General features: G+C 72.0%; 15 protein-coding genes and 1 tRNA gene. 8 read left to right on the forward strand and 8 right to left on the reverse strand.

Features of this window, described 5'->3' with window-relative positions; all coding sequences use genetic code 11:
• Positions 1-10: 10 nt before the first annotated feature.
• From Q8W71_RS00910 to Q8W71_RS00935, 6 genes are all read right to left on the reverse strand, one after another.
• A complete protein-coding gene (locus tag Q8W71_RS00910; protein ID WP_305523424.1) occupies positions 11-1381 on the reverse strand; it encodes an efflux RND transporter periplasmic adaptor subunit in 1371 nt (456 codons plus the stop codon).
• 128 nt (positions 1382-1509) lie between these two features.
• The gene (locus Q8W71_RS00915; RefSeq protein ID WP_305523425.1) at positions 1510-1881 is read right to left on the reverse strand and encodes a hypothetical protein; all 372 of its coding nucleotides are present in this window, start codon (positions 1879-1881) and stop codon (positions 1510-1512) included.
• Between the two features lie 185 nt (positions 1882-2066).
• The gene (locus tag Q8W71_RS00920) at positions 2067-2492 is read right to left on the reverse strand and encodes a hypothetical protein (RefSeq protein ID WP_305523426.1); all 426 of its coding nucleotides are present in this window, start codon (positions 2490-2492) and stop codon (positions 2067-2069) included.
• Positions 2493-2494: 2 nt separating this feature from the next.
• Positions 2495-3562, reverse strand: a complete 1068-nt coding sequence (locus Q8W71_RS00925) for a hypothetical protein (RefSeq protein WP_305523427.1) — start codon at positions 3560-3562, stop codon at positions 2495-2497.
• Positions 3563-3575: 13 nt separating this feature from the next.
• The gene (locus Q8W71_RS00930) at positions 3576-4424 is read right to left on the reverse strand and encodes a DNA adenine methylase (protein WP_305523428.1); all 849 of its coding nucleotides are present in this window, start codon (positions 4422-4424) and stop codon (positions 3576-3578) included.
• Positions 4424-4873, reverse strand: a complete 450-nt coding sequence (locus Q8W71_RS00935; RefSeq protein WP_305523429.1) for a hypothetical protein — start codon at positions 4871-4873, stop codon at positions 4424-4426. Before Q8W71_RS00935 ends, Q8W71_RS00930 begins: the two co-directional genes overlap by 1 nt.
• A gap of 741 nt (positions 4874-5614) precedes the next feature.
• Here Q8W71_RS00935 and Q8W71_RS00940 point away from each other — a divergent pair.
• The 6 genes from Q8W71_RS00940 (at position 5615) to Q8W71_RS00965 (ending at position 10472) form a co-directional block, all read left to right on the forward strand.
• Complete coding sequence (locus Q8W71_RS00940) at positions 5615-5833, forward strand: hypothetical protein (RefSeq protein ID WP_305523430.1); 219 nt, start codon at positions 5615-5617, stop codon at positions 5831-5833.
• Between the two features lie 273 nt (positions 5834-6106).
• Positions 6107-7255 carry a hypothetical protein gene (locus Q8W71_RS00945; RefSeq protein WP_305523431.1) on the forward strand — a complete coding sequence of 383 codons (1149 nt, stop codon included), beginning with the start codon at positions 6107-6109 and terminating at the stop codon, positions 7253-7255.
• Positions 7248-7529, forward strand: coding sequence for a hypothetical protein (locus tag Q8W71_RS00950; RefSeq protein ID WP_305523432.1), 282 nt, complete (start codon positions 7248-7250; stop codon positions 7527-7529). Before Q8W71_RS00945 ends, Q8W71_RS00950 begins: the two co-directional genes overlap by 8 nt.
• Entirely contained in the window at positions 7526-7792 is a 267-nt protein-coding gene (locus Q8W71_RS00955) for a hypothetical protein (protein WP_305523433.1), read from the forward strand. Before Q8W71_RS00950 ends, Q8W71_RS00955 begins: the two co-directional genes overlap by 4 nt.
• 3 nt (positions 7793-7795) lie before the next feature.
• Entirely contained in the window at positions 7796-8644 is an 849-nt protein-coding gene (locus tag Q8W71_RS00960; RefSeq protein ID WP_305523434.1) for an HIRAN domain-containing protein, read from the forward strand.
• Between the two features lie 364 nt (positions 8645-9008).
• Positions 9009-10472, forward strand: coding sequence for a site-specific integrase (locus Q8W71_RS00965; protein WP_305523435.1), 1464 nt, complete (start codon positions 9009-9011; stop codon positions 10470-10472).
• Positions 10473-10562: 90 nt separating this feature from the next.
• On the opposite strand, the gene Q8W71_RS00970 is transcribed toward Q8W71_RS00965, so the two are convergent.
• Both Q8W71_RS00970 and Q8W71_RS00975 read right to left on the reverse strand, forming a co-directional pair.
• Positions 10563-10639, reverse strand: a tRNA-Pro gene (locus Q8W71_RS00970).
• A gap of 41 nt (positions 10640-10680) precedes the next feature.
• Entirely contained in the window at positions 10681-11439 is a 759-nt protein-coding gene (locus Q8W71_RS00975) for a 4'-phosphopantetheinyl transferase family protein (RefSeq protein WP_305523436.1), read from the reverse strand.
• 182 nt (positions 11440-11621) lie between these two features.
• Between Q8W71_RS00975 and Q8W71_RS00980 the strand changes: the two genes are divergently transcribed.
• Both Q8W71_RS00980 and ligA read left to right on the forward strand, forming a co-directional pair.
• Positions 11622-12875 (forward strand): MFS transporter, encoded by a 1254-nt coding sequence (locus tag Q8W71_RS00980; protein WP_305523437.1) that lies wholly within the window; start codon positions 11622-11624, stop codon positions 12873-12875.
• A 66-nt stretch (positions 12876-12941) separates the two neighbouring features.
• Positions 12942-15371: an NAD-dependent DNA ligase LigA gene (gene ligA, locus Q8W71_RS00985; RefSeq protein WP_305523438.1), complete on the forward strand. Its 2430-nt coding sequence runs from the start codon at positions 12942-12944 to the stop codon at positions 15369-15371.
• The last annotated feature ends 13 nt before the right edge of the window (positions 15372-15384 follow it).

Below are 15384 nucleotides of genomic sequence, written 5' to 3' on the forward strand. Positions count from 1 at the left end.
GGTCTCCTGCTCAGTCGTCGTCGCCGGCTTCGGACTTTCCGAGCTCGGCCTTGAGGAGGAAGGAGTTGGCGACCGCGATGGGGTCGCCCGGCTTCAGGCCGGAGACGACCTCGTAGGAATCGTCGTCCGAGCGCCCGAGCTCGACCTCGCGCTTCTCGAAGCCTTCCTCCGTGCGCACGAAGACGACGCGCTCACCCCCGACCGACTGCAGGGCAGACTTCGGGACGCGCACCTCGACCGCGTCGTGCGCGATCTCGACCTCGGCGGTGACGAAGGTGCCGGGGCGCCAGGCGAGGTCCGGGTTCGGCAGGGCGACGATGACCCGGGCCGAGCGGGTGTCCGGGTTCAGGAACGGGCTGACGAAAACGACCTTGCCGTCGGCATGGCGGTCGCCGCCTTCCTGGGCCGGGGTGACCGCGACCGGTGCGCCCTCCCGTACCTTGGCAAGCTCGGTGGTCGGCACCGAGAGTTCGATCCAGACGGTCGAGAGGTCGGCAACGGTGTAGACGTCGGCCGGGTCCCCCTCTCCGCCGACCTTCGTCCCGACGTCGACCTTGCGCTCGACGATGCGGCCGGCGAGCGACGAGCGGAGCTCATACCGGCGCAGGGGGGACTGGTTCGGCGTCGCCTCGTCCCGCTTCTGCGCGGCCGCGACCTCGGTCGCGCTCAGCCCCAGGGCGGAGAGCTTCTGGCGGGAGAGGTCGACGCGCAGGGTGGCTTCCGTATAGGTCGCCTTGGCCTGCAGGTAGACCTGCTCCGACGAGATGCGCTTGTCCCAGAGCGCCTGCTGCCGGTCGTAGTTGGTCTTCTCCAGCTCGGCCCGCACGGAGGCGGTGAGATACTCGCTCTTGGCGTCGGCGACCTCCCGGCTTTCGAGGACGGCGACGACCTCGTCCTTGGCGACCCGGTCGCCGAGACGCTTGCGCATCTCCGCGACGGTACCAACGACCCGGGCCGGGACACGGGCGATCCTGTCGGTGTCGGGGGTGATGGTGCCGGGCACCAGGAGGTGCCGGGCGAGGGTGCCGCCCTCGACCTTCACGACCGAGATGTCCTGCCCCGAGACCTGCTCGGGGGCCATCTTGATCACGCCCGCCTCGGCCTCGGCGTGCCCCTCGGCCGCCTCGTGCCCGTGCCCTCCGGGAACCTGGCCGTGGGCCTTTTCGGGGGACGAGGCGCCCTTGTCGTCATCGTCGTCCTGCCCGGCCCCGACCCTTGCGGGCTCGGGCTTGGCGGGAGCCGGGCCCGCCGCGAACGCGAACAGGTCTTTCGGCAGGCCGGCGGCGGATAGGCTGCCTTGGACGAAGCCGGTGACGGCGGGGACGGCGGCACCGATGGCGACGCCGGCGGCCAGGAGGACCGCGGAGAGGAGGATACGCATGGGGGCCTGCTCGGACGGGCTTCCGTTCGACGCGGGGAGGCGTGCGCGGTCGGACCCGTATGTTCACGTGAGGGACCCGGCACCGCGGACGGCGCAGGGCGGGGACGCGCCGCGACGGCGCCGTCACCTCACGCGCGAGGGGGTCTTGGCAGGCGGTCGGGGTCGATTGACGAGGCCGTCTCGGTCAAGCTGGCGTAGACCGGGGGCACGGCTTCGATGCGGGGCATGACGGGACCGGTGGCCGCCGCCGGGGTGACTTGGTGGCAGCCGCAATGGATGTGGCAGGCCAGGCCGGGGTCGTTCGCGCCCGCGTCCGGCGCGGAGGCCGACAGCGTCACTTGCGCGGCCTGCCGGTGGCCCCCGTGATAGGCGAGGTCGTCCGCGTAGCCCATGACGGGCGCGACCAGCGACAGGGCGAGGGCGAGCGCGAGCAGGCGGGCGGCGAGCGCCCACCATCTCCGTGCCGCCCGTCGGCGGCTATGCCCGTCTCGCGAGACCATCTCCGGCCTTATGTGCGATTTCCCCGGGTTCGCACAAGGTGCTCCCACGCGGGACGAAGCCTGCGCGGATGTCGATAGGGCGAAGCTCAGAGAGAGCAGGCTAGCGAGATCTCAGCCTGTACACGACTTCCGAGGAATTCGCCCCAATCTCAACGCCATGATGAGACCGCTGGTTGCCTATCGCCTCACGATTCAAGAGGTATTTCTCGCGTGGTGAATATGGCGCGGTAATCATCGGTTACCCAACCGTTACCGTCGCGCGCTCGACGCCACAACTCTCCTCTCCACCAATTCGCGCCAGTATCTGTAACCCCCTCGCGAATAACGTGAGGTTTATAGGCTCTCGACCCTAAGTCGCGTCGAGCGACTCTGAGAAGGAAGCGCTGGGCCGCATGCTCATGGCTGTCGGCAATAACTGTCTCGATGCGGCCAATCCCATTGATTTTCACGAAAAACTTTAGTTTATCGCTCATATATGCCTCAATTTTTGTCGTAGATTTCAAAACAAGCCGCGACACAGCTAGGCTCGACTTGCTTGTCAACAGGTGCGGCAAGCGTGTGTAAAAATCTACTGCTTGCACGGACGAGCGGCAATCAAGCACTAGCTCCATGATTAACGTGCATTCGGCCGCACCCGTGATGCGCTGCTGTTTTGCAACGCCTTCAATTGCCGCCTCGGCGCGAGCCCGAACCGCACCCGGCCCGCCTCCATCAGCGTGGCCGGTATTTGGTACCCGTTCGCCCAGCCGCCCGGCTTGATCAAGCCATCCTCCGCCGCGTGGATGACGGCCCAGGCGTCCTCGACGACCGGCATGACCTGCCCGGACGCTTGCACTTGGAGCCTCGCTATCGCAGCTTCCCGGCCGGGGGACTCGGGTTCCGGGACCCCCGCGGCGTCCATGAGGGATCGTGCGTTCGCGATGGCGAGCCTGCCTTCGATGGCCGCCCGGGCGGCGTACATGGCGACGTAGTCTGAGGTGGTGTGCTCCAGGGTTGCCGCGAGGGACTCCCAGCCCGCGTCGGTCGTTAGATCCTCGGCGTGGTGCCCGCGGTACCGGAAGGGGCTGTCAATCTCCTCGGTGTCCCAAGCCGCCTTCAAGCCACTTATGGCCTCGACCCGCTGAACAAACGCCAAGCCGCTGGCCGATGGGAAATTCAGGAAGAGGCGCACTTCGCCCGACCCGAGGACTTTGGCGAACAGGGGCGTGGCCAGGGACCGCGGCTTCTCCGGAGCATCAGGGTCACGCAGGTCGCCGCCGAGCCGGAGCCACGTTTCATCGACAAGACCCGCCGCGACGAGGCGCTCGCCGGGGGACGGGGCAACGTCGGGCTTGGGCTGATCGGCGTCCTTCGGGTACCGGCGCCATGATCGGGCTTCCTCGTCCCATCCGAAGGGCACCTTCAGGTCTGGCCACGAGTATTCCCGCACCGAGTGCGGGTTGCCCCGGACTCGGACGGTGTGGAGTTGGCCGTCGAAGACGTGCACGCGCCCGACCAGGGCACCGTGCGGGTCACGGACGACCGAGACGACCTCCGTCACGGCCATGGGCACGCCCGGCGGCAGGGCGTCCTGAAGATGCTGGAGGAGCTCCCCCGCGAGGGCGTCCAGCGGCGCTTCGTATTCGAGCGCGACGGCCTCGAAGAGGTCGCCCTGGAAGTAGTTGGGTTTGCGCTTGGCCATGGTGGGGCTCTCCTCAGGCGGCGTTGAAAAGGTCGGGTGGGCGGGTGGCCGCCGTCGCCCGGGGCGAGATCCAAAGGACTTCCTCGCGGACCCCCATGGCCTGGTCGCGAACCACCCGGGTGACGCGCCGCCACCCGGAGAGGGCTTCGTCGTAAAGGGGCGAGGCGTAGCCCGAGAGGACGACGGCCCCCTTCAGGCCGAGGAGGGATTCGAGTAGCCGGAAGTGCCCAGCCTCGTCGAGCTCGACCCGGTAGCCCGACGACGGGTCCTTCCGGGTGCTCGGCAGGTACGGCGGATCGACGTAGTGCAGGGCGTCCGGCCGGTCGTGCCGGCGCATCACGCCGACGGCGTCCGCGCTCTCGACGACGACGTCCCGGAGCCGAGCCCCGATCTGCCCGATGCCGTCCGAGTAGGTGAACCAGTCGCGCGCCGGGACCGACCTGGCATCGCCCGAGTAGGACCGGAACCCGGTGCGGCTCGCCGGCCGGCGGGCGTCGCTTGCCCGGCCCATGTAGTGGCGCACCAGCAGCCGCCGGGCGCGCTCGACCGGACGGTCCCCCTCGACCGGCTCGCAGGCCAATCGGAACTCGGCGGCGCTGAACGGCGTCAGGGCGCAGAGCATCCCGAGTTGCCCGCAGAGCGCCGGGTCGCGGGCGACGCGGTACAGGTTCGCGAGTTCGGCATCGAGGTCGTTGAGTACCTCGACCTCGGACCGGGGCTTCCGAAGCAGCACCGCGGCCGAGCCGCCGAAGGGCTCGACGTAGACGCGGTGCGGGGGCAGGTGGGCGATGATCCAGGCGGACATCATGGCCTTGCCGCCGTACCAGCGGACCAGGGGGCGAACGGCTCCCGGAGCGGCCATCACGCCTTCTCCGTCCCGTAGATGCGACGCAGGAGCTCCGGCCGAACTTGCCGGCGGTGGCGCCAGACGGCGGCTAGCGCGTGGCACGCCTCGATGATCGAGAGCTCCGGCAGGGCGGCCAGGACGTGGCCCGTGTGCGAGTGGGCCTTGCTCCACCCGATGTTGTTTTCGACCGTCGCCATGTCGCGGTCGAGGTCGGATAGGATCTGCGTCGCGTAGTGGACCGCCCCGCGAACGTCCTCGTCCGCGGCCCGCGCCAGCCAGTCCGAGTGCGACTGATCGGTCGCGACGCGGGCCTTGACGGCTTCGATGGCCGCGTCGACCTCAGCGACCATCTCGCGAGCCAGCTTGGCCGCCGCCGCTCGGGGCGCCCCGCCGGGGCCGGGCTTCTCGGCGAGAAGGGCCGCGGCGACGTCGCGCTTCCGCCGGCTCCAGGCCCAAGCCTTCATACGGAGGGACTCCCGCAGGGCCTCCATGTCGGCGACGCGAGCCGCGCCGTTTAGCTGGGCTTCGAGCTCGGCCTCCCGGGCGCGGCGCGTCTCGGCCTCGGCGACTCGGACGTCGTCGGCGGCGAGGGCGGCCTCGGCCGCGGCGATGGCGTCTAGCGAAGCCTGGTCGCCTTGCGCGGGGTCTTCCCAGCAGACGGGCTGGACCTGACCGCCGCTCCGCTCTGCGGTGCCCCAGGAGTAGCCCGCCTCATGGAGGGGCGACTTCGCCAGCCTCCAGGCGCGGGAATATCGCGTCGGGTCGCCGTCGCCGACCCAAAAGCCGCGCTCGCCCCGGCCGGTCCGGACAGTGCGGAGGCGGCGCCATGAAAGGCCGAGGCCGGCGAGCGGGGACCGCCGGAACGGTTTCGGGAGCGCCCCGAGAGGCGGCGACGGCGGCGGCCAGGACCGGGAGGACGACCCCGGCGAAGGCGAGAGCAAGGAGGAGGAGGGAGAGCACGGCGGAGACCCTTCACGAGTTGGCAATGAGGGTAACGTGCCAGCCTCGACAAGGATTCGCAAGCTTTTGTGGATGTCAAAAATGCTTCGAAAGTCGAAGGATTGGCATACAGAATTAATTGCAGATCGCATTTAATTCGGGACCGCCGATTTCCTCTTGCGCTAGGCCGCGACTTTCATACCATCCTTGGCAAAGCGGGTCGCAATAGCGCCCTGCGGGCAACTACTGAGGAAATGATAACTTCGATGGGACCGATTGCCAGATTCTCCCGAGAGCAGGTCCTCGACCTGCTCCGTGCGCGGGTGGAGGCCGCAGGCTCGGCGTCCGCGGCCGCCCGTTCGCTGGGCGTCAGCCCCTCGTACTTGATCGACGTGCGCGAACGGCGTCGCCCGCCGGGCGCGCGGCTCCTCGCTGGCCTCGGGCTGGAGCAGGCCATCATCCCCATGGAGGCCGCCCGTGCGTAACCCCCACCTCGACGACGATGACCTGATCGGGCTCCCGGACTTCCTACGCTACCTCCTTGCCGACGAGCGCCAAGCATCTGGCCCTGCCTTCAACCGGCACGCCGCCCGCCCCCCGGTCGTCGACGTCCCGTCGGAGATGCCCCCGGCAGCCCCGGTCGACGCCCGCCCCGTCGCCCAGGTCCGCACGGTTCCGACGGCGCCGCCGGTCCCGCCCCGGCGCCCCGTCCGCATGCCCTCGGCCGATCCCCGCCGCCCCTCGCAGGGGTCACTCCTATGAGCGACGGGGTCTACAGCATCGACATCGCGGTCCGCGCCACGCCGTCGCCGGCGCTCGTCGCGCGGATCGTGGATTCGTACGGCGCCGACGCCGCGGCGGAGCGCTGGGCCTGGCTGGGCGAGCGCACGATCTCGACGCTTGCCCAGCGCGGCCGCGCACAGGCCGGCGACGTCGCGCCTCGCCGCACTGGCGGTCGCCCGATGGCATGCTCGGAAATCGACGCCGCCGTTGCCGTCGAGGCCGGTTTCATCCTCGGGAGCGCCTCGCGTGGCATCCGCGCCGCCGGCGTCACCGTCTCCTATCAGGGGCTGTACAGCCGCCGCGGCCTGACGCCCCCCATGATCTCCCCGGAGGAGCGCGGCATTGCGTCAGCGCTAGCCGGTGCCGCCCGTCGCGGCGATGCTGAGGCGGCCGAGGCCTGGGAGGCGAGGCTCGCGTTCGAGGCTTCCGTCGGTTTCGTCATCCGCAAGGCGCTCGCCCTGGTTGCCGAGCAAACGGTCAGCGGCCGCTACGCCCTGCCGCCGGCGGACGCGGCCCTGGCGGAGGCGCTCCGGGACGAGGACCCGGCCGCCGTCGCGCTGGTCTTCCCGGGGCTCGCCGAGATCTCGCAGGCCGAGCCCGAGCCCCCCGTCATCGTCCCACCCCCCACTCCGGAGACCGCCCCGATGCGTCGCATGAGCCGTATGCCGACTGACAACGTCCTAACTGCCGAGCGCGCTCAGGGCCGCTCGGTCGATCAGATGGCGTCCGACTGGGAAGTGAAGCCCGCCGCCATCCGCGCCGCGCTGCGCCGCATCGACCAGGCCGCGCTGGCTTCCCAGGTCCAGGCGCCCCCGCCCAAGCCGCTGTCGGCGACGCACTCGGAACCAGCCCAACACCTGGCGGCCCCGCCTCCCGGGCGCCTATCCGTCGAGGACCTCGCCAGAGCGGTGGCCCTGGCACGGCGCGAGGGGATCACGCCGGCGGCGGCGGTGGAGTTCGTCCGCGCCGACGTCGACCAGGCCCGGACCCGGCCCGTGGCGCCCGACCCGGACCTTGCCGGATTCCCGGCGCCGCGCATGTCGCCGGGCTTGGCCGCTTGGTTCGACGCCTTGGCCGCCGGTCACGACCTGCCCGAATTGGAGATGGAGGATTTCGATGTCTGAGACAGGCCTCGCCACCGCCCGGCAGGAGCCGGCCCCCGCCGCCGAGGCTCCCGCCGAGCGCCCAATCGACGTCATCGCCCGCATCGGACGGGCGATGTACGGCCCACTCTGGATTGGCAAATTGGCCGCTGACAACGGCCTGTCGCACCAAAGCATCCGTCGGTGGCTGGCAGGCCAGGGCAGCCCCACTCCCTTCGACTTCAGGCTCGTGAAGCTCATTGCAAGGGAACACGCCGCCCGTGTGCTGCGCGCAGCCGGGGATGAGACGCCATGACGAGCAACCTCGATGCGCCTGCCGCCGGCGGGAACAACGGTCCGCCCCTGGACGAGCGGCCTTACGCGATCCTGGAGCGGATCGGGCGCGCCATGCACGGCCCCCGTTGGCAGGGCAAGCTCGCTGGGGACATCGGCGAGAACGAACGCGAGCTCCGGCGCTGGCGCGCCGGCATCGGTGAGCCATCACCGCGGACGCTCGCATGGGCTCGCGAAGAGGCGCGCCGCCACATCGCCGGCATTCAACGCGCCATAGAGGAGTAGGCCATGGTCGAGAACCCCTTCGAGCTCCCGGGCGTCGTCGGCCTCGATGGCACGGACGCCGCCATCGAGGCCGACGGCATCCGCGCTGGCGAGCCCTGGGCCGGCACCGAGATCGCCGGCTTGCAGTTCTACGACTACTCGACGGAGGACCTGGACGGCGAGCCCGTCCGCCCCCGCGCCGGCGACCGCCTGGTTCTCGTCCGGGCGCCGGACAACGAGCACGATCCGAGGGCCGTCGAGGTGTGGTGGCGCAACGACGTGCGCCTCGGGCATCTGCCCCGGGGCGTGGCCCGCGAGGTCGCCCCGCACATGGATGCCGGGGTACCGATCCGGGCCTACGTCAGCGACCCCGGCACCGGGGAAGCGTGGTCGGCCCGGGCGCTTCTCGTCGGCCCTGCCGTCGGCGACCTGCACGGGAAGCTGATCGCGCACGCCACCGCCCAGGCGCTGGACGAATGGAAGTGGGGCGAGCGCCTCGCCGAGATGCGCCGCGAGGGCGACAGCCGCGCCCGGGCCGCACGGTTCGAGAAGCGGCTGGAACTCGCCCGGGCGTCTAGGCTCGCGCAGGCGGTCAACACCTTCTCCGCCAAGCTGCCGCCCGAACCTATCGACGAAGCCCGCCTGCCGCCGGCCGGCAAGTGCATCGAGCTCTTCGACATCGCCCACGCGGTCGGTTGCTCGCGGTCGACAGCCCGGCGCCTCGCCGAGCGGGCCGGCGCCCGCGTCGAGGTCTCGATGAGGGGCTGGTACGCGGCGAGCTCGACAGTCGTCGTCACCGACGAGCTCCGGACCGTCCTGGCCGAGTGGGCCTCCCGGCCGCGGCGGCGGGTGACCGTCGCGGAGCTCGTCTAAGCCGGGACCGGCACGGCCACGACCTTAACCATGGCAATCGAACCGGCTTGTTTGCGACCAAACATTGGGGGACTCTGCCTGCGATGACCGCGACTTACGAGATTATCGTCTCCGCCGATGTCTGGCGGGACCTCTCCGGGGGCCTGAGTTGGGCCCTGGAGGGCGCCGACATGGACATGCCGCTCTCGCTAGCGAGCGCGCAGTGGGCGCCGGAGTGCCGGGGCCTTTTCGGAGCGCCCGGCTACTCCGTGCCAATGCTCCGGGGCGCCATCGGCCGGGGCGAGCTCGGATGCGTGAGGCGCGGTCGTCTGCTGCTTGTGACGCGCCGGCAGTTGCGCACGTGGAGGCAGGGAGAGGGAGAGGGATGGCACGACGACCAGGGACAACAGCCAAGCGACGAAAGACGCCCAGGAAGCTCGGCGTCGGGCATCGGGGCGAACCCTACGCTTGGTACCGCGAGGGCCGCGTCGGAACTGACGGGATCGAGCGCGGCGGCGTCTGGGTCATCATGCACAACCGGAAGCAGGTCGCTAGCACTGGCATCGGCCTTGGCGAAGGCCCGGAGCGCAAAGCGAACGAAGCCCGCGTCCTAGCGGTCCTCCAGGACTACAAGGACAGCGTCGCCATCGCGGCGACGGCGAACGTCGAGGTCCGGAAGGGCCGTCCGGCGCGCGAGGTCACGGTCGCCGAGGTCCTCAGCCGGTACCTCGACGCGAAGCGCGGCACGCTCGATCCGGCGACGGGCGAGTACCGGGGAGGCGTCGCGCGCCACGAGGAGCTCGCCCAGCGGGTGTTCACCCTCCTGGAATGGTGGGGCGAGCGCACCCTGGCCGACGTCGACAGCGTCACGTGCGCCACATACACCGCGTCGCGTGTCGGCACGCCGTGGAAGACGCACGCGAGGCTGGGAACCGGCAAGGACGGCGTGCCCGCCCGCCGGGGCCACTCCAAGCCGACGCAGCAGCGCGTCGTCACGACCGGCGGCGCCCGGCGCGAACTGGAGGACCTCCGGGCCGCGGTCAATCTGGCCGTGAAGGACAGCCTGACGCGGGACACCGTCAGCGTCACGCTGCCGCCGAAGGGCCAGGAGCGCGACCGCTGGCTGCGGCGGGGCGAGGCGGCCCGCCTCCTTTGGCGCGCCTGGAAGAAGAGGGAGGTCCAGACCATCGCGTCCGGTCCCCGGAAGGGTGAGACCTACGTCATGCCTCGGCGACCGGCGTGGCACCTCGCGCGCTTCATCGTGGTGGCGCTCCGGACCGGCACGAGGTCGGGCTCGATCTGCGGGGCGAGCTTCGTCAAGACGCCGGGCAAGCCGTGGATGGAACTCACGACTGAGACGACGGTCGAGGAGCGCGTCGAGACCCGGGTCATCGACGGTGCGACGTTCGAGCGCCGGGTGCAGGTGCCCACGATCAAGCGCGTCGCCATCTTCCATCGGAAGGCACTTGGGACGCAGGAGCGAGACAACAAGCGCGCGCCGACGGTCCGGATGCCCGATTCGCTCGTTGGCCACCTGTGGCGCTGGCACCACATCCTCGGGCAGACGTACGTCGTCGAGTTCGAGGGCAAGCCGGTTGGGTCGACGAAGAAGTCGTTCGCCAACTTGGTCTGGGAGGAGGGCCTGGGCGACGACGTCGTGCGGCACAGCCTCCGGCACACGGCGGTCACCTGGGGCATGCAGGCCGGCGTGCCCATCTGGGAGCTCGCCGGGTACGTCGGCATGTCGGTCGAGATGATCGAGCGCCGCTACGGGCACCACTCAGCGAAGCACATGGAAGGTGCGCGCGAGGCCCTGGGACGGCGCGGCGGGAAGCGGAAGGCGGCCTAAGCCGCGACCAGAGTTTCGACCGATGTTTGGTCGAATGTTTGGTCGGCGGAAACCTCTGCGCCTCGGGAAGGCACTTTGCAGAGGGAAAACTGGTCGGAGTGGCAGGATTTGAACCTGCGACCCCCACGTCCCGAACGTGGTGCGCTACCAGACTGCGCTACACTCCGAAGGCCGGCGGGCGCCACCGCGTCCCGACCGGCGAGCGGGCTTATAGCTGCGCCCTCGGCGGGCCGCAAGCGTGATGGTGCGCGTCGCGGCCGAGATTCTCCGTCCAGCCCGGCGGCAGCGTCCGCACGGCGATCACGGCGTCCGGCGCGGCGACCGCGACCGTGGCGGCTGCGCCGGGGCCGACCTCGACCGCGGCGAGGCTCCAGGCCGCGGCGCCGCCCGGCATCCGCAGCAGGCGCGGCTCAGCGGGGGGCAGGCTGACGCTGAAGCGGGCGAGCGGCAGCGACAGCCCGGCGCCGAGCGCCTTCACCACCGCTTCCTTGCGCGTCCACAGGCCGAAGAACACCGCCTCAACCTGCCCCCGCGGGAGGGCCGCCAGCGCCGCGGCCTCGTCCGGCGCGAACTGGCCGCGGGCGATCCGCAGGGCATCGGGCAGGGGACGCACGGCCTCGACATCGACCCCGATCGCCGCCCGCGCGAGGCCGACCAGCGCGAACCTCCCCGAATGGGACAGGTTGAAGTGCAGAGCGCCCCGCGCGGCGCCGGCGAGTTCCGGCTTGCCCGCCGGCCCGGCCGTGAAGGCGACCGCCGCGGGATCCGTGCCGAGCGCCTGCCCGAGCAGCAGCCGCAGGGCGGCGTGGCTCGCGACGAACCGGTCGCGGTCCTCCGGGCGCAGGAACCGCGCGGCCCGCGCCCGTTCCCCCGGATCGAGGATCGCGGCGCAGCGCGCCAGGTCCTGCGCCGTCAGCGCGAGGTCGACGACGACCACGTCGGCGACGGACAGCTCACTGCTGCTCACGGGCGGCCTCGCGGTGCGGGGCGCGGCGGGATAGCGTGGCGGGACTGACGGGGCACGGGACCGGTCCGGGGGGGCGGGATGGCGAGGATCGGGCCCGACGGGCGCGGGGGCAAGGGGCGCCGGGACGAGAGCCGCGGGGGCAAGCGGCGCGGGAACAAGGGCCGCGGCGCGGGCCGTCCCCGGTGAGCGGCGGGGTCGCCGCGCTCCGTCCGAGCCTCGACGGGCGGGGCGCCCGCTACGCCGTGTTCGCCGCCACCTACCTCTACCAGGGGCTGGTCGCCGGCTTCTCCCTCACCGCGCTCGCCAACCACCTCGCGGCGCGCGGCGTCACGGCCGCCGAGGTCGGGTTCCACTTCGCCCTCGCCGGCCTGCCCTGGACGGTGCAGCCGCTGCTCTGGGGACCGCTGATCGACCGGGCAGGCGCCGGCCGCCGCCGGCCCTTCGCGGTGGCCGCGATCCTCGGCTGCCACGCCGCCACCCTCGGCCTGCTGCTGGTGCCGGACGCGACCGCGCTCGGGTGGCTCGGCCTCGCTTTCTTCTGCCACAGCCTGTGCGCGTCGCTCCTCGACACCGCCTGCGACCGGATGATCATCGACCGCGTGCCGCCGGGCGAACTCGGCCGGGTCAGCGCCTGTACCCGCGCCGGGTTCGTGGTCGGATCGAGCCTCGGCGCCGCGGGCTTCGCGTGGACGCTCGGCGATGACGGCTTCGTGGCGAGCGCGCTCGGGCTGCTCCTGGCCGGGCTCGCGGCCACCCTGCCGATGCTGCTCGTGCGCGAGCGGGCCGAGCGGTCCGACCCGGCGGCGGCCGGGCGCCGCTTCCCCCTGCGGAGGTTCCTGCGGCGGCTGGTCGTCTCCCTGCGGCGCCCGCGCGCCCTGCGGCTGCTGGCCCTGTGCTTCGGCCTCGACGCGGCGCTCGGCCTGTTCGAGCTGCCCTTCTCCGTCGACCTCGTCCAGACGCTCGGCTGGGAGCCCGCGGCCCTGTCGCGCCTCCAGGCCGGACTCGGCCTGGTGGGCGGGACGGTCGGCGCACTGGTCGTCGGGCTGTGGTCGGACCGGGCCGGGCCCCTCCAACCGCTGCGGGCGCTGCTCGCCGCGAGCGCGGCGGGATTCCTGCTCGCGGCCGGGCTGATCGCCGCGGGGCTCGCCGGCCCGGCGGGGCCGCTGATCCTGGCGCTCACCGGCGCGCTGCCGGGCCTGCTGATCGTCGCGCTGATGCCCGCCCTGCTGCTCGCGAGCCGCGGGCGCCCGGGCGCGGCCACCGAGTTCGAGGTCTACATGGCGGCGATGAATCTCGGCTCGGTGGCCGGCCATGCGGCGGCCGGGCTGCTCGCGCCCGTCCTGCCCTCGGCCGCGGCCGCGTGCATCGCCGTCGCCGTGTTCTGGGCCGCCCACCGCCTGACCGGCCGGGCCGGCCTGCTGGCGCCGCGCGGGTAAGGGGAATCCGTGGACGCGGCGCCGCCGCCTCGTCACGCGCGAGCCCGGATGCGCTAGAAGCCCGGCATGGCCGCCCAGACACCCGCCGCCCCCGAGACCGACCTCACCGCCGAGGAGGCGCGCGCCGAGCACGCGCGCCTGTCCGAGGAGATCGCCGAGGCCGACCGGCTCTACCACCAGGAGGACGCGCCCGAGATCTCGGACGCGGCCTACGACCGGCTGCGCCGCCGCCTGGAGGCGATCGAGGCGCGCTTTCCCGACCTCGCCGGCACCGGGGCCGCCAGCGCCTCGGTGGGCGCCAAGCCCTCGGAGAAGTTCGCCAAGGTCCGGCACGCGGTGCCGATGCTCTCCCTCGGCAACGCCTTCGACGAGGCGGAGGTGGCCGAGTTCGTGGCCCGGGTGCGCCGCTTCCTGGCGTGGCCGGAGGAGACGCCGCTCGCCTTCACCGCCGAGCCGAAGATCGACGGGCTTTCGCTGTCGCTGCGCTACGAGGACGGGCGCCTCGTCACCGCCGCCACCCGCGGCGACGGCGAGGTCGGCGAGAACGTCACCGCCAACGCGCTGACCGTGGGCGACATCCCGAAACGGCTCGCAGGGACCGGCTGGCCGGCGGTCTGCGAGGTGCGGGGCGAAGTCTACCTGTCGCACGCGGATTTCGCGGGGATCAACGCCCGGCAGGAGGCGGCGGGCAAGCCGCTCTTCGCCAACCCGCGCAACGCCGCCGCCGGATCGCTCCGCCAGCTCGACGCGAGCATCACCGCCTCGCGGCCGCTGCGCTTCTTCGCCTACACCTGGGGCGAGATCTCCGAGCCGATCGCCGACACGCAGACCGAGGCGCTGCGGCGATTCGCGAGCTGGGGCCTGGCGGTGAACCCGCTCACCGCGACCTTCACCGAGACCGCGGCGATGATCGCGCATTACCGCCGGATCGAGGCCGACCGGGCCGGGCTCGGCTACGACATCGACGGCGTCGTCTACAAGGTCGACGACCTCGCCCTCCAGAAGCGCCTCGGCTTCGTCTCGCGCTCGCCGCGCTGGGCGCTCGCCCACAAGTTCGCCGCCCAGGAGGCGACGACGGTGGTCGAGGACATCGTCATCAACGTCGGCCGCACCGGCTCGCTCAACCCGCTCGCCAAGCTGCGGCCGGTCACGGTCGGCGGCGTGGTGGTGTCGAATGCGACGCTCCACAACGAGGGCTACGTGAAGGGCGTCGGCGCCGACGGCGAGCCGATCCGCGAGGGCCGCGACATCCGCGTCGGCGACACGGTGACGGTGGTGCGGGCGGGCGACGTCATCCCGAAGGTCATGGACGTCGACCTCGCCAAGCGCCCGGCCGATTCGCAGCCCTACGCCTTCCCCGAGGCCTGCCCCGCCTGCGGCAGCAGGGCGGTGCGGGCGGTCAACCCGCGCACGGGCAAGCTCGACGCCGTGCGCCGCTGCACCGGCGGGCTGATCTGCCCGGCGCAGGGCGTGGAGCGCCTGAAGCACTTCGTCTCGCGCAACGGCTTCGACATCGAGGGCTTCGGCGAGACCTACATCGAGGTGCTGTTCGAGGCCGGCCTCGTGCACCAGCCCGCCGACCTGTTCCGCCTCGACTTTTCCGAGCTGAAGGCCGCCGTCGTCGCCCGGCGCGAGGCGCTGTCCGCCGAGCGGCGGGCGGAGGCCGGGCAGGCCGAAGCGCCGAAGAAGCAGGCCAGGAAGAAGGGCGAGGAGGAAGACAAGGCGATCAAGAACCTGCTCGCCGGCGTCGAGGCGCGCCGCGCCATCCCGATGAACCGGCTGCTGTTCGCGCTGGGCATCCCGCAGATCGGCGAGGCGACGGCCAAGGCGCTCGCCAAGCGGTTCGCGGACATGCAGGCGCTGATCGCCGCGATCGCTGAGGCCGCGGCGGTGCAGCCCGGCCCGGACTGGGTGGAGCTGACCGCGGTGCCGCGGGTCGGCGGCACCACCCGCGACCGCCTGCTCGACCTCGGCTTCCCCGACGACGCGCCGACCGAGGCGGAGCGGCCGCGGCTCAGCGCGCCGCAGCGGGAGAACCTGCTCGCCCATTACGGCGACGCGGACGCGTTGCGCGCCGCCCTGGCGCGGGCGGCGGCGCAGCGCCCCGGCGACGCCTACCGCGTCTTCGCCGACGACGGCGAGATCGGCCCGGTGGCGACCGACGCGCTGATCCTGTTCTTCTCCGAGCCGCACAACGCCGACGCCGTGGCCGAGCTCCTGACCGAGGTGCGGCCCGAGCCGATGGAGCGGGCGGCCGCGGCCTCGACCTTCGCCGGCCAGACGGTGGTGTTCACGGGCACGCTCGAGAAGATGACCCGCAACGAGGCCAAGGCGGTGGCCGAGCGGCTCGGCGCCAAGGTCTCGGGCTCGGTCTCGGCCAAGACCGACCTCGTGGTGGCGGGCCCGGGCGCCGGATCCAAGCTGAAGGACGCCGAGAAGCACGGGGTGAAGGTGATCTCGGAGGCGGACTGGCTCGATCTGGTCGCACGGGCGTGACGCACCCGCGCGA

Origin of the sequence: Methylobacterium amylolyticum (genome assembly GCF_030700245.1) — a bacterium.
Classification (GTDB): domain Bacteria; phylum Pseudomonadota; class Alphaproteobacteria; order Rhizobiales; family Beijerinckiaceae; genus Methylobacterium.